The sequence below is a fragment of the Candidatus Symbiopectobacterium sp. NZEC127 genome (genome assembly GCF_025962675.1).
Classification (GTDB): domain Bacteria; phylum Pseudomonadota; class Gammaproteobacteria; order Enterobacterales; family Enterobacteriaceae; genus Symbiopectobacterium.
The window spans coordinates 1,064,499-1,083,743 of record NZ_JAGFPG010000001.1 but is presented as its reverse complement, the minus strand read 5'-3'; the positions used below and the strand labels follow the sequence as shown (position 1 = coordinate 1,083,743).

At 57.1% G+C, this 19,245-nt stretch carries 14 protein-coding genes; all 14 read left to right on the top strand.

Annotation, left to right across the window (positions count from 1 at the left end):
* The first annotated feature begins 4 nt into the window (after window positions 1-4).
* The gene (locus tag J5069_RS05005; protein WP_264642814.1) at window positions 5-709 is read left to right on the top strand and encodes a class I SAM-dependent methyltransferase; all 705 of its coding nucleotides are present in this window, start codon (window positions 5-7) and stop codon (window positions 707-709) included.
* On the top strand, window positions 702-2,366 hold the full coding sequence (locus tag J5069_RS05000; RefSeq protein WP_264642813.1) for a (2,3-dihydroxybenzoyl)adenylate synthase: 1,665 nt from the start codon (window positions 702-704) through the stop codon (window positions 2,364-2,366). The genes J5069_RS05005 and J5069_RS05000 overlap by 8 nt, the downstream gene beginning before the upstream one ends.
* Window positions 2,366-3,709, top strand: a complete 1,344-nt coding sequence (locus tag J5069_RS04995; protein WP_264643730.1) for a salicylate synthase — start codon at window positions 2,366-2,368, stop codon at window positions 3,707-3,709. Before J5069_RS05000 ends, J5069_RS04995 begins: the two co-directional genes overlap by 1 nt.
* Before the next feature lie 34 nt (window positions 3,710-3,743).
* A complete protein-coding gene (locus tag J5069_RS04990; protein ID WP_264642812.1) occupies window positions 3,744-4,697 on the top strand; it encodes a helix-turn-helix domain-containing protein in 954 nt (317 codons plus the stop codon).
* A 132-nt stretch (window positions 4,698-4,829) separates the two neighbouring features.
* The gene (locus tag J5069_RS04985) at window positions 4,830-7,046 is read left to right on the top strand and encodes a TonB-dependent receptor (RefSeq protein WP_264642811.1); all 2,217 of its coding nucleotides are present in this window, start codon (window positions 4,830-4,832) and stop codon (window positions 7,044-7,046) included.
* A 54-nt stretch (window positions 7,047-7,100) separates the two neighbouring features.
* Window positions 7,101-8,636: an ABC transporter substrate-binding protein gene (locus tag J5069_RS04980; RefSeq protein WP_264642810.1), complete on the top strand. Its 1,536-nt coding sequence runs from the start codon at window positions 7,101-7,103 to the stop codon at window positions 8,634-8,636.
* The gene (locus J5069_RS04975; RefSeq protein WP_264642809.1) at window positions 8,626-9,579 is read left to right on the top strand and encodes an ABC transporter permease; all 954 of its coding nucleotides are present in this window, start codon (window positions 8,626-8,628) and stop codon (window positions 9,577-9,579) included. Before J5069_RS04980 ends, J5069_RS04975 begins: the two co-directional genes overlap by 11 nt.
* A complete protein-coding gene (locus J5069_RS04970; protein WP_264642808.1) occupies window positions 9,576-10,328 on the top strand; it encodes an ABC transporter permease in 753 nt (250 codons plus the stop codon). The genes J5069_RS04975 and J5069_RS04970 overlap by 4 nt, the downstream gene beginning before the upstream one ends.
* On the top strand, window positions 10,325-11,845 hold the full coding sequence (locus tag J5069_RS04965; protein ID WP_264642807.1) for an ABC transporter ATP-binding protein: 1,521 nt from the start codon (window positions 10,325-10,327) through the stop codon (window positions 11,843-11,845). The genes J5069_RS04970 and J5069_RS04965 overlap by 4 nt, the downstream gene beginning before the upstream one ends.
* On the top strand, window positions 11,808-13,595 hold the full coding sequence (locus J5069_RS04960; RefSeq protein ID WP_264642806.1) for an ABC transporter ATP-binding protein: 1,788 nt from the start codon (window positions 11,808-11,810) through the stop codon (window positions 13,593-13,595). The genes J5069_RS04965 and J5069_RS04960 overlap by 38 nt, the downstream gene beginning before the upstream one ends.
* The gene (locus J5069_RS04955; protein ID WP_264642805.1) at window positions 13,586-15,355 is read left to right on the top strand and encodes an ABC transporter ATP-binding protein; all 1,770 of its coding nucleotides are present in this window, start codon (window positions 13,586-13,588) and stop codon (window positions 15,353-15,355) included. Before J5069_RS04960 ends, J5069_RS04955 begins: the two co-directional genes overlap by 10 nt.
* Window positions 15,345-16,625, top strand: a complete 1,281-nt coding sequence (locus tag J5069_RS04950) for a cytochrome P450 (protein ID WP_264642804.1) — start codon at window positions 15,345-15,347, stop codon at window positions 16,623-16,625. Before J5069_RS04955 ends, J5069_RS04950 begins: the two co-directional genes overlap by 11 nt.
* 384 nt (window positions 16,626-17,009) lie before the next feature.
* A complete protein-coding gene (locus J5069_RS04945; protein ID WP_264642803.1) occupies window positions 17,010-17,870 on the top strand; it encodes a hypothetical protein in 861 nt (286 codons plus the stop codon).
* Window positions 17,871-18,215: 345 nt separating this feature from the next.
* Window positions 18,216-19,199 (top strand): autoinducer 2 ABC transporter substrate-binding protein, encoded by a 984-nt coding sequence (locus tag J5069_RS04940; protein WP_264625190.1) that lies wholly within the window; start codon window positions 18,216-18,218, stop codon window positions 19,197-19,199.
* Window positions 19,200-19,245 lie beyond the last annotated feature (46 nt).

Below are 19,245 nucleotides of genomic sequence, written 5' to 3'. Positions count from 1 at the left end.
AACGATGGACGATTTCTACTCACCCGTAGCGGAATATTATGACCTGGTGGCCAGAGCGCATTCAGAAGGCGATACCGTGCTGCGAGAACGCCTGGCGGCCACTACCTTAAACGGCGAACCGATCCTGGATCTCGGGGCGGGAACCGGGCGTACGGTCGCGGCCATTGCCGACAGCGTGCCGCAGTGCGACATTTTGGCGGTGGAACCGGCTCCGGCCATGCGCGCCGTGTTGATGCACCGCGTTATCAACGATCCGCATCTGCGTCAGCGAGTGACCGTGGTCGCTGAGCCCGTGGATCAACTGCACCTGCCGGAAAAACTGGGCGCCGTGGTGGCCTATGGCGTATTGGGGCATATGTGCCGGGAAAAACGTCAGCAGCTCTGGCAGCTACTGTTACCGCGCCTGTCGGCGGGGGCCCCGATTTTTGTAGAACTGCTGCCGCTGGAAAAACCGATCGTGTTGCCGGCCTTTCCGCTCGCTTGTGAAACGGTGGGTAAACGGCATTACACCGCATCATTGCAAGGGGAACCGGGGCCAGACGATACTATGCTGCTGACGTCCTGTTGGACGGTGCGCGGCGGACCCTGTCCGGCGCAGGTGATCCGTAATCAGAGCGTCTGGCACACATTTAGTCTGGCGGAACTTGCGCAGGAAGCGGGGTTGCGCGCAGAACGTCTCACCGCTCAGGCCGGGGTGCTTTATGCATAACAACGATGCGCAGGATGCTTATCAGACCGATACCCGTTTACACGATACTGATGCCCGGCGATTGCCGCCGCCGCTTGCCTGGCCGCCGGAAATCGCCCAGCGCTACCAGGATGCGGGTTACTGGCAAGCGGATACGTTATCAACCCACATCATCCGCTGGCAACAGACCTACAGCGAACACACCGCCTTGATTGCCGAAGGGCACGCGTGGCCTTATTGGAAACTGATGGGTCAAGGCAGGCGTTTTGCCACCATGCTCAGGCAACAGGGGGTGTCTCCTGGCGACACGGTGTTGGTGCAGTTGCCAAACGGTGCTGATTTCGCCGTCGCCCTGTTTGCGTTGTTGCTGATGGGGGCCGTACCGGTATTGGTGGTGCCGACACTGTGCACCCAAACGGTCGTTCAGGTGGCGGCGCAGGCGCGAGCCCGGCGCTACCTGGGCAGCGCAAGCCTGTGCCAGAGCGAGAACCATGCGTTAACAACGCAACTGGCTGAGCACGGCTGCCGTACACTCTTCAGTGGCAAAACGGATCGCTTTTGTTTTTGCCAGGAGGCGATGATCGCTTCACCGCCGTCTGGGGATGACGCGGGCAATATTGCGCTGCTGTTGCTGTCAGGCGGAACCACCGGCATACCGAAACTGATTCCGCGCACCCATGCAGATTATGGCTATAACTTTCAGCGCTGTGCTGAACTGTGTGCGCTGAGCGAACGGGATCGCTATTTGGCCGTTTTGCCGATGGCGCACAATTTTTCGCTGGCGTGTCCCGGCGCGTTAGGGGTGTGGTCGCGCGGTGGCTGCGTGGTGGTTCCTGCCACGCCTGCACCGGAAGATGCTTTCGCCGCGATTGCCCGTTTTCGTGTCACGCTCACCGCGCTGGTGCCTTCGTTAAGTCAATGCTGGCTGGAGGCGCTTGACAGTGAACTCCCTGATTTGCGTTCACTGCGCCTGATTCAGGTGGGCGGTGCCAAACTTGATGCCGTTCGTGCTGGTGCAATGCTGAATCGTTTCGGATGCCAATTGCAACAGGTGTTTGGCATGGCGGAAGGGTTAATCACCCTGACGCGGCTGGACGACACGCCACACACCATCCTCACCACACAGGGGAGGCCGCTGTGTGAGGATGATGATATTCGCATTGTGGACCCCGCCGGGAGTGCCGTTTCCCCCGGTCACACCGGAGAGCTATGGGTTCGCGGACCCTATACGATTCGAGGGTATTTCCGTGCCCGCGCTGGAGACGCGCAGTCGTTCACGTCTGAGAGTTTTTACCGTAGTGGCGATCGGGTTCGACGTTTACCGGATGGCAATCTGTGCGTCGAAGGGCGCATCAAGGAAACCATTAATCGCCACGGTGAGTCCGTGGGTGCTGGCGACATCGAGGATGCGCTGCGCTTGCATCCTGATGTGCGTGACGTGGCCGTGGTGGCCGGTCTGGATGAAACGGTGCATGCGGTGGTGGTCGCCAAACGCTCGCTGTTGCTGGCAGATTTGTGTGCGTTTTTGGAACAGCAGGGCGTACCCGTATCCCGATGGCCCGACGCGCTGAGCGTGGTGAAAGCATTGCCGCTTACCCCAATGGGAAAAATCAATAAACAGGCGCTAACGGCGCGCATTATCGGTCGCGTAAGGGAACAGGTAAAGGAGCAATCATGATGGGATATCACAGCAGACGGCATCTGATTTTGCCTGAGGCTCAAACGCTGCCAATCATTGCAGAGATGCTCAACCAATTGAAAGGGGAAGACCATTATGTCTACGAGCGTCAATCCTGCTGGTATCTTGCGTTAGGGCAGCGGGCATCGCTGACCGTCGACGCTGCCGGCGAGCAGGCGACCACCATTACCGATAACGGCATTAATACCACACGCGTCAAGGGATCGCCGGCGGAATACGCCCGTCGCTTTCAAGCCGAACACGGTGGTGAAAATCTGCGTATCTACGGCGAGGCGGGGTTTCACTACGCGCTTTGTGTTCAGGAACAAGGTTACAAACCGGGTCGCTGGCCGGTGTTGAATCTGATTGTGCCGCGTGAGGAGCTGATCTTTTGCGACAACGGCGTCACGGTGTTGGCGGAGGATGCACAGCGTTGCCGGCAATTGTCTGACTGGGTGCTGAGCGCGGCTACCGTGGCGAAACGTCGAGGGGGGGATGCCAGACTGGCGCACATTGCCGAACTCGCCTGCGATCAGGGCGACTACTGCCAGCGCGTGTGCCAGGCGATTGAAGAAATTCACGATGCCCATTACAGCAAGGTGATCCTGGCGCGGGTCATGCCGCTCAAGCAACCCGTGGATATGGCAGCAACGCTGCTGCGCGGACGTCAGGCCAATACGCCGGTACGCACGTTTTTATTGAAGCAGGGGGACCGTGAAGCCGTCGGTTTTTGTCCTGAGCTGGTGATGTCCGTCGAGCAGGACAGGGTGAGCACCGATACGCTGGCGGGCACTTGCGTCCAGCATCAAGACGCTGCCACATCAAACGCATTGCTGAGCCATTCCTTAAGCGACGACAAAGAGATTGTTGAGCACGTGATGTCGGTCAGAGCGGCAGTAGAAGAGATGAAAGGACTGTGTCAGCCGGAGAGCGTGGTTATCAATGATTTAATGTCGGTACGCCAGCGCGGCAACGTGCAGCACCTCGGATCGCGCGTCAGCGGTGAATTGGGCTACGGAAAGGACGCATGGGATGCCTTTGATGCTCTGTTCCCCGCAATAACCGCCACGGGCGTGCCAAAGCGTGCCGCGCTGTCGGCGATTGCGCGACTGGAATCATCCCCGCGTGAACTTTACTCCGGAGCCATACTCTGGTTAGACGGTAAAACGCATTTTGAAGCGGCGCTGGTGCTGCGCTCAGCGTTTCAGGATAGCCATCAGCGCTGGCTACAGGCCGGTGCCGGGGTGATTGCACAGTCATCACCCATACGTGAACTCACTGAAACGCAGGAAAAGTTGGACAGTATTGCGCCTTATCTGGTCTTCCAGCAAAAAACGCGGTAAGGATGCAACGTCGAGGGACTGGAGGAAGGGTTACATGTCATCAGTACAGAATCTCTCATCGCTAAAACAATTAAGCGATTTGGCACGCCATTGGGACTACGAATGTGAAATGGTCGTGGCAGAAAAAAGCCCGGCCCATGAGGTAACGTTTGAGGGCACGCTTCGGGCCGTGACGTTGCCGTATGGGATCGATCTTTGTCTTAACGACATCACTACCCGTGAGGAAGATTATCGCAGCGCCACGCTCAAACAGTGTCTGACCATTCTGTTAACCCTGGACGGGGATACGCCAAATTATTATCTGGATGACGGCAGCATGCTGGTGATGGAGCTTGGCGTGGCCAAAGTGATTGCCGCGCGCAGCCCGCTCCGCCTCTGGTGCCGCAATCCGCGTGGTCATCATAGCCGGAGTCTGGTTATTCAGGCGGCACCACGGCGTATTGTCGATAGCGAATTGGCTCAGCAGATTGAACGCTTGCTACAGCATGAAGGTATTTACAGTTTTATGGTCCCGCATCACACCCTGACGCTGGCCGAAAGCCTGTTTACCCTGTGCGACAGCTGTGTGCCTGGACGTTTACATATTCATAGCTGCGTGTTGGATCTGTTGGCGCAGGGGTTGCACGCCGCAGAACAGACACCGTCCTTGATGCCCTATGCCGCACCCTGTCGGGATACGGTGCGCATTCTCAAAGTCCGCGACAAGCTGCTCGCGCAGTTGGATAACAATCACTGCCTGTGCGATTTAGCGCGTGAAGCCGGGATCAGCATCAGTGCGCTTAAAAGTAAATTCAATGCGGTGATGGGGCAATCGGTGTTTTCTTTCTTGCGTGAGCAGCGGCTGATGCGTGCCCGAAAAGGGCTGGAATCGGAAGGATGGACGGTGAAGCAGGCCGCCTATTATGTCGGTTATCAGCATCCCAGCAATTTCTCTACCGCCTACCGTCGCAAGTTTGGTCGTTGCCCTCGTGATGCGTTAAATGCCTGATGCTGGCTCCAGTCACAGCTGTTTTGGCTTTTCTCATAGTTAAGTTCGCTGTGGCGGCATCGGACCTCCTCATACACTCTTCGCACCGAAAATAATTATCATTTCGTTTTTTTTGCTGCGCTGAGGATAGACATGCTGAACAATACGTACCTTTGTCACAAGCGGGTAAAATTTGCGCTGTGCGCAAGCGTTGGCTCCCTGATGTGTGGGGCAGTGGCCGCGATGCCGATCGATGCCGAGCAAACCCCTACGGCGTCGGAAGATGACAGCGTCGTTTGGGTTACTGCGCGCAAGATCAAAGAAGATCCCCAGCGCGTACCGCTCAGTTTGCGCGTGTTCGACAAACAAATGCTCGAAGACCGCCGTATCGATGATATTGCCCGGCTGATACGCGATGTGCCGAACACGGGCATGAGCGCACTGGGCGATGGGCGTTCCACGCACCTCTCCATGCGGGGCGTCGGTACGTTGGCGCAGCCGCTCGGGCACGATGATACCTCGGTAGTGACCTATATTGATGGCGTACCGCAGCCACTGTTTGGCTCTGACTTGCGTTTTCTCGACGTTGAGCGCATTGAAGTGCTGCGCGGACCGCAGGGCACCGTGTTTGGGCGTAATGCCCAGGCCGGAGCCATCAATATCATTACGCGTCAACCAGGCGATGACGCACAGCACACGCTGCGTGCGGAAGGCGCGCTGGATCGACGTTCCCAGAATCTCGGGCAGTTGACGTTTTCCGGCCCGCTGCGTGACGACACGCTGAAAGGCAGTTTTTCTGCCGCCTACGCCGATCAGGGCGGTGACGTGCGTAATCAGGTCGGAGGATGGATGGGGCGAGAGCAGAACGGTGCAATGCGCACCACGCTGCTGGCAACGCCCGATGACATCACCCAACTGGTGCTGGCATTCAGCTATGGGCGCGATCGTCTGACCCCCTCCAATTTTGTGCTGCAAGGTACGCCGAACTTTCCCGCAGTGGCGCTGGATCCCAAAGGCTGGGCACATCGGGACACCGGTGCGCTGTCGCTGACCGCCACTCGCGCGTTGAGCGCTCTGCAAGTGACTTCGATTACCGCACTGAATCGCTATGATTTTGACAACCTGACCAACAATTCCGAAGCACTCACCTACGGAACCTGGTTTAACCAGCCCAGCGCAGCATTTCTACCTGCACTTGACTGGAGTACCTACGACGAAAAACAGCGTAGCTTCTATCAGGAACTGCGGCTGAGCAGCCTGGATAAGGCGCGGGTGGGGTGGGTCGGTGGCATTAACTACCTGCACGACGACTACCGTCTGATGAGCGATTACACCACGACCTCGATGTTGGCACCGAGCGGCGACAGTTCAATGATTAACGGGGTGCGCCATAACGATTATCAAACGGACAGCTACGCGCTGTTTGGCGAACTGACCTCTGCGCTGACGCAGAGCGAAAAATTGAAGGGCACGCTGGGGTTACGTTACACCCACGACAGCAAGGGCTATCACGCTCAGTTTCAAAACAATGGTCACCTCGGTAACGTTGCCGCCTTCGATCAGCAAGGAAGATTGCAATATGACATGGTGACCGGACGCGCCGCGCTACACTATCAACTGACTCGTGATGCCATGCTGTATACCAGCGTGGCGCGCGGTGCCAAAAGCGGGGGCTTCCCCAACTTCACCAATAATGCGCCCAGCGGTATGCGTGACGACCCCTATCAGGCGTCCTCGTCGTGGAGTTATGAAGTTGGCAGCAAGAATCGCGTCGATGGTGGGCGTGGCGAATGGAACCTGGCGCTGTTTTACAACCAGGTGCGCAACGAGCACTTGTTTGCCAAAGAGAAGAATTCGATGGTCTTCACACCACAGTCCATCGATACAGCAAGCTATGGCGCGGAGTTGGAAGGCGGATGGCAAGTGGCGGAGCACTGGCGGCTTGGTGGCGGTGTCGGGTTCACTCATGCAGCGTTGCGCAACGTATCCACCAGTGTGGCGGATAAAACCGGCGCGCGCGATGGTTATCGTGTTCCTGCCGTTCCCCGTTTTACCACTTCGCTGACCCTGGCCTATTACGACTCGGCTGCCGCGTTGGGGATCCCGGACGCCAATCTGTTTGCGCTGGCACAGCACCAATTTATCGCTCAGCGTGAGGCGAATGTGGATAACAATTTTACGCTGCCTGCTTATCGCCAGCTCAATCTCAGGGCCGGGTTAGAGTTTCCGTCATTGGATGTGTACTTGTTTGCACAGAATCTGACCAATGAGCGGCCGCAGTACACCGGCATAAGCTACATGCCCGGTGTGAACGTGGTCACCGTGGGACACGGGCGCGTGCTAGGTGCCGGGATGAAGGTACACATGTAACCGCTGCGCCGCGCTGGGCGGCGCACGCTGGCATTATCAGGATTCAGGATTCGGATGAGAAAACAGAGAATAACACTGCGGGTTGTTGTACTTCTTGCTTTGCTGGTTGCTGCCGTTGGGTTCTTCTGGGGACATAGCGACATATCTCATACCACGCGCGATGACAAAACACTGCGGGTGGTGATGCTCGGCAGTCAAAATGAGACGCTGGAGTATGGTCAGGCACAAACCTACTTTCCCTGGGCGGTGATGGGAAACGTGTGTGATGTGCTGGTCAGGTGGCGCAATGGGCGGCTGGAGTATCAGCTGGCTACGGCCATTGAACCGAATGAGGATGCAACGCGTTGGACAATACGTCTGCGCCCCGATGTCTATTTCTCTGACGGTAGCCGCTTATCGGCCACCAACGTGTTGACCAGCCTACAGCAGTTGTCGCAGTCCATCGGTTTTGGCAGTTTTTTTCAGGATGTTGATTTCGCACAGAGTGCCATACCGGATGCCCTGACGCTGAAGTTGCAACTGCGACATCCGCGCGCCGATCTGGTGCCTGCGGTGCTGGCGGCAGCCAGCATGGTGTGGAAAGCCGGTGCGCGGGCGGGCGATTTCCCCGTATGCAGCGGCCCCTGGCAGGTGAGTCTGTTTGACGGTATCAACGGTGCCGAGCTCACGCGTAATCCCTATGCCTGGCAGCCCGCCGTTTACTTTCAGCGCATCGTTATTCGTCCCTTGGCCGATGCGGCTGCGCGTGTCAATGCGTTGCTGAGCGGTGCCGCCGATTATGCATTCGATATCCCCGTCAGCAGCGCGCGTATGTTGAAAGACCAACCTAAATTCCGCGTGCTGCGCAGCGGTATTGCCGGAGCCAACGCCTTCTATTTTTCCATGAACACGCGTATTCCGCCGTTTAACGATGTTGAAGTGCGTCAGGCGTTGAAGGCGCTGGTGAATCGCCAACGTTTAGTGGATGTGGTGTTGGAAGGCTATGGTTATCCGGGGAACGATTTGTTTGGTCAAGGTTTACCCGGCGGGAATACGCTGGCCTGGCCGATAAAACACGATGTCGAGGCGGCGCGTCAGGTGTTTGCGCAAAAAGGCATTACCACGTTAACCCTGCTGACGGCCGATTTGACCCCAGGGCTAAACAACGCCGCCGAACTGCTGCGCCAGCAACTGGCGGAGATTGGCGTCACCCTGACGCTGGTGCGGCTTAACCCGGCAGACTACCTCAGTGATATTGGGCGGCTCCATCAAACGCCGTTAATGGCGATGTTTGCGCTCAACCGTCCCTTTGTGGCCGCGCTGCCCGTGTTGTTCGGCGACAACAATCCCTATAACTACGGAGGGTGGTATCCCGCCAGTATGGCAGAGCGGGTGACACGCCTGCGCGCCACGCCCGAACCGTCGTTGCAGCAACCGCTGCTGCAACAGTTGCAAATGCAAGTGATGCATGACGGACCCTATCTGGTGTGGGGCTACCGGGATCAGTTGTCAGCGGCGGCGGCTGACTTGCAGGGCGTGGAGTTAAGTCAAGGCGTACCGCTGTTTGCCGATGCTGACTGGATAAAAGGCGCGCTGGCAAATGGTCGTTAATCTCAAACGATTTTGCCTGCTGCGGGTGTTGACCACGCTGCTTTCCCTGTGGCTGGTGAGCGTGCTGACGTTTTATGCAGTGGCAACAGCACCGGGTGACGCGGTGGACCGGGCGCTGGGCGAGCGGGCAACGCCGTCGGCCCTGGCCTACTGGCGTCATCAATACGGTCTGGATAAACCGGTCATGGAGCGCTATCTGAACTGGTTCAAGGGCACGTTAAGCGGTGAGTGGGGACGCTCACTGACGAGCCAACGGCCCGTGACAGACGTGATTCTGCCCGCGATGAAGCGCAGTGCGACGCTGGCGGCCTGTGCGGCCGTTGTCATGCTGCTGCTGGGCTTCACGGGGGGCGTTGTCGCCGCGCTCTGTCACAAGGCCGGGCCCGATCGATGGTTATCCGCGCTGGCCCTGGCAGGACTGAGTATCCCTGAATTTGTGATTGCCACGCTGCTCATTCTGCTGTTTTCCGTGTGGTTGGGGGGATTGCCTGCGGTATCCCTGCTGGCCGACACCGCCAGCGTTGCCGAGCAGGCGCGTAATCTGGTGCTGCCCGCATTGACCTTAGGACTGGTTGCTGGGTGTTACCTGCTGCGGATGGTGCGGATCACGCTGTTGCAGCAGGTTCAGGCACCGTGGTTTATCAGCGCCCGATTAAACGGTGTGGCGACGGGAGTATTGCTGCGCGACTATTTATTGCCGAACGCGGCGGCCCCGCTGATTCCGATTGTTGCAGCCACCCTTCCTTACCTGCTGGGGGGAGCCATTGTGGTCGAGCGCTTGTTTGGTTACCCCGGCCTGGGCAGCCTGTGGGTTGACGCGTTTAACGCCCGAGACGGTGCCTTGCTTCAGGGGATTGTCATGCTGCTGGCGCTGAATACTGCGGTGTGCTGGCTGGTGGCGGATATCCTTTCCAGCCTGATAACGCGGCGCACAACCGCATGAAAACGGTGCTGTTGGTGGTGCTGTGCGTTCTGGTCGCACCGGGTTTGGCACCTTATGATCCGGCGCGTAGCGTTGGATTGCCGTGGCAAGCGCCGGATGCGCTGTTTTGGTGTGGAACTGACGCGCTGGGGCGCGATGTGCTGAGCCGTACCTTGCACGGTGGCGTTGCCATGCTGCTGTTTTCGCTGATGGCAACGGTGGCAGCGTCCTTTGCCGGGCTCGTTACGGGCCTGGTGCTGCTGGTGTTGCCCGATCGCGGGTATCAACTGACCGCGTTGTTAGACAGTATCCTGATGTTGCCGCCGTTGCTGATCGTGATGATGACCTATTACGCGCTCGGTCCCTCACCCTTAACGCTGCTGTTTGCCATCATGCTGCTGAGCGCGCCCTTTACCGCACGTTTTATCCGCGCGCTGGCCGAGCCGATGCTGGACAGCGATTACGCCATGGTTGCCCGCGCCGCGGGCGATTCTACCGGGCTGTTGCTCCGGCGCGAAATCCTGCCGGGGGTGTATCCGGCGCTGTTGGGCGATGGGGCAACGCGTCTGGCGGGCGCTTTTTATCTGTTTTCCGCTGCCAGCTTTCTTGGGATCAATGCGGTCGGACAGGGGAATGACTGGGCCAGCATGGTCCGTGAAAGCCTTGAAGGGATGGTACTCAATCCCTGTGCCTTGTTATTGCCCGCCGTCAGCATCGCCAGCGTGATGATGTTGATCAATCGGGCGGTTGACCGCCGGGGGCACGGATGATATCGCCGGTGTTGCAAGTCGCGGAATTAGGCGTTGAAGACGCCGCAGGCAACCCGGTGCTGGCAGGGGTCTCCTTCCAGCTTGCTGCTGATGACGCCTTGGCGGTTGTCGGGCGTAGCGGGGCGGGAAAGAGTACGCTGCTGCGTGCGTTACTCGGGGAACTGGCACCGGGCATGCGCAGGGTGACGGGGGAGATCGTCTGTTGCGGTTGTGCGGTGCATGATGCTGATGCTGCGCGTTTACGAACGCTGCGCGCGCAGCAGTGTGCCTGGCTGGGGCAGGATCCGGCGCAGGAGTTGGTGCCGACGCAGCGCATTGAGCAACTGTTGCTGGGGTTTATTGCAAAAACGCCCGCAACGATAAGTGACGCCGTCACGTTTCTGCGCGCATTGGGTTTACCGGCGGATAGGGCCTTCCTGCAACGCTATCCACATCAACTGTCCGGCGGTCAGCGGCGACGCGTGGCGTTAATTCGCGTGTTGCTCAAGCGGCCTCAATTGCTCCTGTTGGATGAACCCTTTGCCGGCCTTGATGAAGCCCAGCGGCGTAACATGATTGCGCTGCTGAATCGCTGGCGGCGGCAGCATCGCTGTGCGCTGTTGCTTATCAGCCATGATGCGGTCAGTGTCCGCGACGTGGCAACCCATCTACTGGTATTACAGCAAGGACAACAGCAGGCGTATGGCCCAGTGTCTAGCCTGCTGGCCCAGACCGCTATTCCCTTGCTGAAACAGTGGCAGGTACCGGACATTTCATCGACTCCGATTCCAGTCACTACCCGCACGGCCCCGGTACTCGAACTCGATCGCCTGCTGCTGGCGCTGCCGTGTTCCAGCCCGCCGTTACCGCCGTTGTCTTTGCTGCTTTTTGCCGGAGAGATGGTGGCGTTACACGGGGTGTCCGGCGTGGGGAAAAGTACGCTGGCTAAAACCGTGATCGGGCTTCTGGCACCTCGGCAAGGAACGCTGCGCTTAGCGGGGGAGCCGTTGGCGGCTGCGGTGAAACAGCGTCAACGTTATCAACAGCAGGCGGTGGCGCTGGTGCCGCAGGATCCGGCTCGAACCCTCAATCCCTTTCGGCGCATTGGCGCACAGTTACAACAGGCATTGCGGCGTTACGGCATTTATCAGGAGCACAGCGTTGAACGCTTGCTGGCAACGGTTGCCTTGCCCGCTGCTTATGCACGTCGCTTTCCGGCACAGCTCTCCGGCGGGGAGTTGCAGCGGGTTGCCCTGGCGCGCGCGCTGGCAGGTAAACCCGCCGTGTTGATTTGTGACGAAGTCACTTCAGCGCTGGATGCGCTCACCGCCAGAGAGATTCTTATGCTGTTACAACGACTTTGCCATGAGCATCACATGGCGCTGTTGCTGATCACGCATCAGGTGGAAAGCGTGCGTGCGCTGTGCCATCGGGTGTTACTGCTTAGCCCCTCGTCGGGCATCACCCCTTCATTACCCCAGCAACAAGGAGAGCCCGTTAATGCCGGAGCCGATAATCCCTCTATCGTCACCTACTGATTCGCTTGAGAGTATCAAACCGGCGTCACTGTTAGCGCCTATTCGCGGCTGGATTGCGCTCGCCGCGCTGCTGCAAATATTTTCGGCAGGGTTGGTATTGGTTCCGCTGGTTGAATTGTGTGAATTGATTCAGGTGCTGATGAGTGTATCGCCGACGCGACATCAGGAGGCCTGGCACGTCATTATGCTGGCCTGCGCCTGTCTGGCTTCCGGTTTGGCCTTGCGCGGTCTGGCGGAACTGATCACCCATCTGGCTGATAATCATTTGGCGTTGTCGCTACGTCGCCAATTAGCACAACGTTTGTCTCAGGCTCCGCTTGGCTGGTTTACCGCCCAGAGCAGCGGACGGATCAAACAGGGGCTTCAGGACGATGTCACGGCGATTCATCATCTGGTGGCGCACGCCTGGCTCAATATCACCAATGCATGCGCCACGCTGTTGTTTGTCTATGGCTACCTACTGTGGGTTGACTGGCGCATGACGTTGGTTGCCCTGGTACCGCTGCTGCTGTTTATGGTGTTCTATCGGCAGGTACAGCAAGGGTGTCAACGCAAAATGTCTGAATACGGCACGGCGCTGGCACAGGTGAACCAATCAGTGGTGGAGTACGTGCAGGGCATCACCGTGGTTAAGACCTTTGGTCTGAGCGGTAAAGCCCATGAGGCGTATTGTCGGGCAACAACGGATTTCCAGCGTTTTTTCCTGGATTGGGCGCTGCCGTTGATCAAACCCGAGTGTTTGTCTGCGGTGATCATTGCGCCCATTACCTTGCTGATGTTGATGCTGGTCGGCGGTATCGGGTTTATGCGCCAAGGTATGCTCGGGGTGACAGAACTGTTGCCGTTTTTGGTGATTGCGCTCGGGATCTCTGTGCCCGTGACCACGCTAAGCCACAGTGCGCAATCGCTGCGCATGGCGAAAGCCGCGTTAGAGCGGCTCGCCACGCTGCTGGCGATACCGCTGCAACCGGAGCCGACACCCAGCCGTTTTCCTCAGAATAACGAGGTAGTGTTTGACCAGATTGATTTTGGCTATCAGCCCTGTGCCCCCCTGTTACACAACCTCTCGCTGACGCTCTCTCCTGGCACGGTAACCGCGTTGGTCGGTGCCTCTGGCGCGGGGAAATCAACCCTGGCTCGCTTATTGTTGCGCTTCGATGTCCCCGATCGCGGCCAAATCACGTTGGGGGGCGTTGCGTTGAGCCAGATTGACAGCCGACATTTATATCGCCAGATCGGTACGGTGTTTCAGGACACGCAACTGTTGCGCATGAGCCTGTATGACAACATCGCGTTGGGCGATCCGCAGGCCAGTGAAGAACAGGTCATTGCTGCTGCCAAGGCCGCGTATATTCATGAACGCATCCTGCGTTTGCCGCGCGGTTATCAATCGGTATACGGCGATGATGCCACACTGTCTGGCGGTGAAGCTCAGCGGGTCAGCATTGCCCGCGCGCTGTTGCTGCAACCCGCCGTGCTGGTGCTGGATGAGCCTACCGCACAGGCGGATGCCGAATCAGAAGCGGCGATACAGGCAGCGTTCAATGCGTTGATCGCCCACCAGCGTCGTCAGGTGGTGCTGGTGATCGCCCACCGGCTGGAGACCATCACACACGCCGATAACATTGTCGTGCTGTCGCACGGCCGCATTGAGGCACAAGGGTGCCATGCCGATTTGCTGGCCAGCGGCGGTGAATATGCGCGGCTGTGGGCGGCACAACAAGGGCAGCAGGAGGCGATATGCTGTTGATGCGATTGACCAGACTGATGGGGAAATCTCACGCGCTGTTGCTGCGTCATTATTTGCTGTGGGTGTGCGGATATTGCCTGATGCAAGGGCTGACCTTTGTGCTGGTGGTGCCCATCATCCGCGCCCTGCTGGATCACCGCGTGGATGATGCATCGTTGTGGTTGCTGCCGCTAGGCGTGGGCGTGGTGCTGACAGGATATCTGCATTATCGCGCGGCGCACAGTGGGTTTCAGGTGGCGGCAACCTTGATGAACCAACTGCGCCGTCGCATCGGCGACCATGTGGTCACACTTCCGCTTGGCTGGTTTGTGCGCGCCAATACCAGCCGGTTGGGGCTGTTGCTCAGTCAGGGGGTGATGGAGATCCTGGGCTTACCCGCCCACCAGTTAACCCCCCTGTTGCGGGCGGTGATCACGCCCGCGGTGGTGGTGGTGGCAACCAGTTTTTTCGACTGGCGCGTAGCGCTGTGCGCCGCCTGCCTGTTTCCCATGCTGGGATTGGTGTATTGGTGGGCCGGACGACTGGGGCGCACCGCCGATCGGGCCGTTCAGACCGCCAATGCACAGGCGTGCGATCGCATGGTGGAGTTCGCACAAAGCCAGCCGGTGTTACGCACCTATGGCAAGGCTGCGCAGGGGTATCGGCAATTTGATCAGGCGTTGGTGGCGCAGAGCCGGGCCGCACGGCGTCAACTGTGGCTGGTGTTGCCGCCGCTGCTGCTGAACACCTGGTTGGGGCAATTAGCCTTGATGACGTTGATGGCGGGAATTACCTGGCTGGTGGTGATGGAGGGCGATGCCGCGCAGCAAACCACGCTGTTTGCCTTACTGGTGCTGGTGAGCCGGGTTATCGACCCCCTGAGTGAAGTGGCTTCTTATGGCTCCGGCATCCGTATGGCGTCAACCCAGATGGAGGCGGCAGAAAACGTGCTGTCACAACTGTCGTTACCGGCACCGACCGAGTCCGTGCCTTCACCGCAACACTACGCCATCGAATTGCGGGACGTGGACTTCAGTTACCAACCTGGCGTTCGGGTGCTGCAACATGTTTCAGCGATGCTGCCAGCCAATAGCATGACCGCCGTGGTAGGGGCATCCGGTTCGGGGAAAACCACCTTGACCAAATTGATTGCCCGTTTTTTCGATCCGGATAGCGGGGTGATTGAGATTGGCGGCATCAATGTAAAAAACTTTCCGGTCATGCAACACATGAACATGATTTCTCAGGTGTTTCAGGACAATTATCTGTTCAGTGGCACCCTGCGGGAAAACCTGCTGATGGGCAACCCTGCCGCTGATGATGACACCTTGCAAAACGTCCTGAAACTGACGCGTTTGGACGAGGTGGTGCAGCGTTTACCGCTGGGGCTGGATAACCGAGTTGGGGAAGGGGGCGGATTGTTGTCGGGCGGTGAACGTCAGCGTGCTGCACTGGCGCGCGCATTGCTGAAAAATGCGCCAATCCTGCTGTTGGATGAAGCGACTGGCGCATTGGATCCGGAAAATCAGGAAGCGATCGCACAGGGGCTTAGCGCGTTGCGCGGTCGCTGCACGATGCTGGTCATTGCGCATCAACTGCACACCATCCGCAATGCAGATCGCATCTTGGTCCTCGATCACGGGCAAATCGTGGAGCAGGGCAACCATCAACAGTTGTTGGCCATGAACGGACGCTATGCGGCCTTTTGGCAGGCAAAAGTGCGCGCCGAAGGATGGCGCATTGTACATCCCCGCGAAGAACCAGGAGAAGATGATGTCTGAGCCGCTGTGTGATAGTCAGCATTGCGCCACGCGTTGGCCGCTGCCTGACGTTGATTTAACCGATTTGACGCTGTTCTCGCAAGGTTTCCCCCATTCTGTGTTCACGCAATTGCGACAAAATAGCGGCGCGCTGTATCATCCGGCCACGCCGTTGACGCCTGATAACGAAGGTTTTTGGGTGTTTACTCGCTATCAGGATATTGTGCCGCTCGCCAGAGACATCGATACCTTCTCCTCGCACCGAGGCGGAGATCGTGCCGGGGGCGGAACCATGATAGAGGATCTCCCCAGCGCCGCAGGGCCGGGGACTGTCATCAATATGATGGACGATCCGCGCCACAAAGCCTTACGGCGTCTGATGGCGCCGGGGATCACCCGTGGGCGCATCGCTGCATTGGAGCCGATTCTTACTGTGGCGGCGCGTCAGGCGGTGGTGAGCGCGTTAGCCAAAGGCGAAGGGGATTTTGTCTCTGATATCGCCGCCGAACTTCCTCTGTTTGCCATTGCCCATTTGGTCGGGATCCCCCCCGAAGACCGGCACCCGATCTCAGGTTGGATCAATGCGGTGCTTGATTATGCCGATCGCCAATTGGGGCAGAGCAGTGTCAGCAGCCAGCAAGGCATGCAGCAGTTTATGGCTTACGCGCAGCGCTTTGTGGAACAGCGTCGCCAAGCCCCCGGTGATGACATTGTTTCGCTGGCGATTGCGGGAGAACTTTCTGCGGAACTGGGCAGTTTGACCCCTATGGAGCAGGTCATGGTGTTTAGCGTGGTGATGGTGGCCGGTTTGGAAACCACGCGCAATGCCATTGCGGGCGGAATACTGGCGTTTATTCAGCACCCGGAACAGTGGCAGTTGCTGCAACGTGAACCTGCACGCATGAACCGGGCGCTGGAGGAAATTTTGCGCTGGACCTCACCGACGCCGTACAACCGCCGCACCGCGACGCGCGATGTTGATATCGCGGGTAAACGCATCAGAGCTGGCGAGAAAGTGACACTGTGGTGGGCCTCGGCCAATCGCGATGAACAGCAGTTTGAAAACCCCTTTACCTTCGATATCAGTCGGGAAAAAAATGCCCATCTGGCGTTCGGCAGTGGCGGGCACGGCTGCCTGGGGGCGCAGTTGGCGACCCTGGAGATGCGGATTGTCTTTCGGGAATTGCTAAACCACATTGATACTTTCGCATTAAATGGCCCGGTGGAGTGGGTGCGCAGCAATAAGCACACCGGTATTCGGCGTATGCCACTGCGCTACAAAGGGTTATAACGGCTGGTGGTGTCAATCCTCTCTTGTCATAAAGGAGAGACAGTAGCCGTTAAAAAATAACGGCTTATTTTTTGAATGAATATCTCGGGTTAACGGTGTAAAACCACGCTATCTTTTACACGGAAAGTCATCGTTATGTCTATCTTGGTCCCGCACCGATCGTGCTCATCGCTAATTCCATCATCACCCTTTTATGATTCGAAACTGCATAGCCATCGGCTTGATGTGCTTATTTCCGCGGCTATCGAAGGGACATCTCTGCATCGTGACGGCGGTGATGGTCTCAGCGTAAAACAACATCTTGATAGCGTATATCATCAAGCAAAAAACAACTGTGGTGAGAGTCTTGAGTTATTACAAAATATCGCTCTGGGAAAAGGCGAGGTGGCAACGCTCGCCCAGGATCATCTCTGCCGTATCGTGTGCCAGGATGAGGGCGGAACTGCCGACGTCGCCCAACAGGCGCGCGCCCAGTGTCAGTCGTTAATCACCGATTTCCCCCAGTGGATCAACAATACCTTTCTACAGGACCGATTTACGCTGCTGTTTATCGCCGGTACGCACCTCAAGGACGAGGGACCCTGCGTGGATAATATTCCGGCCTTGGTGAAAGAAAAAATTATGCAGCTCGACGGTTTACCCATTAAACCGAAATGGTATACACCGCAACAAGGGACGTTTGATGCGGTCGATTACGCAACCTTTAACCACAACAACGGTCAACTGCGCTATGCGTTGAGTGAAGACGGTGCCTGCCAGTTTCGGGCAGCCTTGATGCTGCATGATAGGGATGAAAGTTGGTTGGATGTTGATAAATCCGTTATTTTACGGGAAATAGAAAATAACGGCTGGGAACCTAAAATACACGCGGCGATAAACAACGCTATCGAGAATATGGGCGAAATTTATGGTTATTTATCGATGTCTGATGGTGAATGTGTTGATGCGCTGATTTACAACAATACCATTGCTAACGGTGAGTTTACCCTGTATTCACCACAGGCGGTAAGGGAAGCATTGCCAGAAGCATTAAGGAAAATAAAATACCAGAAAAATGGCAATGACTATTTATCTGATATGTCTGTTGAACAGTGGGAAAACTTTACCCACCTCATTTCTGAAAATCTGATTTATCAATTGGGCATCAACGTGCATGACAGCCAATTACCCTATGCTGAGTGCAATGTCGAACAGGCGCATTACAGTGTGATCGTTGCCACAGATGACCGCTTTCCCCGCTTTTAATTTCAACTATGCTATGAAGGTAAGCAGCGATTTTTTATGAATGATGCATTCAAATCATTCCGTCGCTTATTATATTGATGCTAACAATGCGAGTTGCATCACATTCTGACGAGATGGGGTGTTTATCCATATAAATAGCAGGAAACTGCATTTCTCGTCGCCCGCCCCAAGATTACCCTTTCTTGGATTTTTACTGAAAAATCACCCTACTAAGACAACAAACGTAAGCTGAAAAAATAACCTCCATCGGCAGATGACGCGGCGGCGTTATGTGGAACACCGCAACACGGGTAGGTCACCGTGGCGCAGTGTCCTGGCAAATGGTGAATAACGAGGCTGAAAATGATGAAAAAACGTCTTCTCTGTGGCGTAGTGTCCTCCCTGCTGTTGGGCATGTCGCTTATCGCAACACCAGTCTATGCAGAACAAAAAACGGTCGTCAATATCGCCAAAGTGGATGGTATGCCCTGGTTCAACCGTATGGGCGAAGGTGTCGTTCAGGCCGGTAAGGATTTTAACGTCAATGCGACGCAGGTGGGGCCCGCCAGTACCGATGCGCCCCAACAGGTCAAGATCATCGAGGATCTGATTGCCCGCAAAGTCAATGCCATTACCATCGTGCCAAATGACGCCAACGTTCTAGAGCCGGTGTTCAAGAAAGCGCGTGATGGCGGCATCGTGGTGCTGACCAACGAATCACCGGGACAACCCAGTGCCAACTGGGATGTCGAAATCATTGATAACCAAAAATTCGCCGCCGAATACGTGGAGCAGATGGCAAAACGTATGGGGGGGAAAGGGGGTTACGTCATCTATGTGGGTAGCCTGACGGTGCCGCAGCACAACCTGTGGGCAGATTTGCTGGTGAAATACCAGAAAGAACATTATCCCGACATGTTTGAAGTCACCAAGCGTATGCCGGTGGCGGAAAGCGTGGATGATTCGCGTCGCACCACGCTGGATTTGATGCGCGCGTATCCGGATATGAAAGCGGTGGTGTCCTTCGGTTCGAACGGCCCCATCGGCGCCGGGCGGGCGGTGCAGGAGAAACGCGCGAAGAATAAAGTGGCGGTGTACGGCATGATGATCCCGTCGCAAGCGGCGTCGCTGATCAAAAGTGGCGATATCACCGCGGGCATCACTTACGATCCTGCCAGCGCAGGCTATGCGTTAGCGGCGGTGGCCAGCACCTTGCTCAACGGTGAAGCGATCGCCGAGGGTTTCTCGGTTAAAAATCTTGGCAAAGCGGATGTGGATAACGAAAAACGGATCATTCGTTTCCACAAAGTCCTGCTGGTGACCAAAGAAAACATCGATACGCTCTATTGATTCTGCTTATTCGGGGCGCATTGCGCCCCGCTTTCCCGTTTGCCAG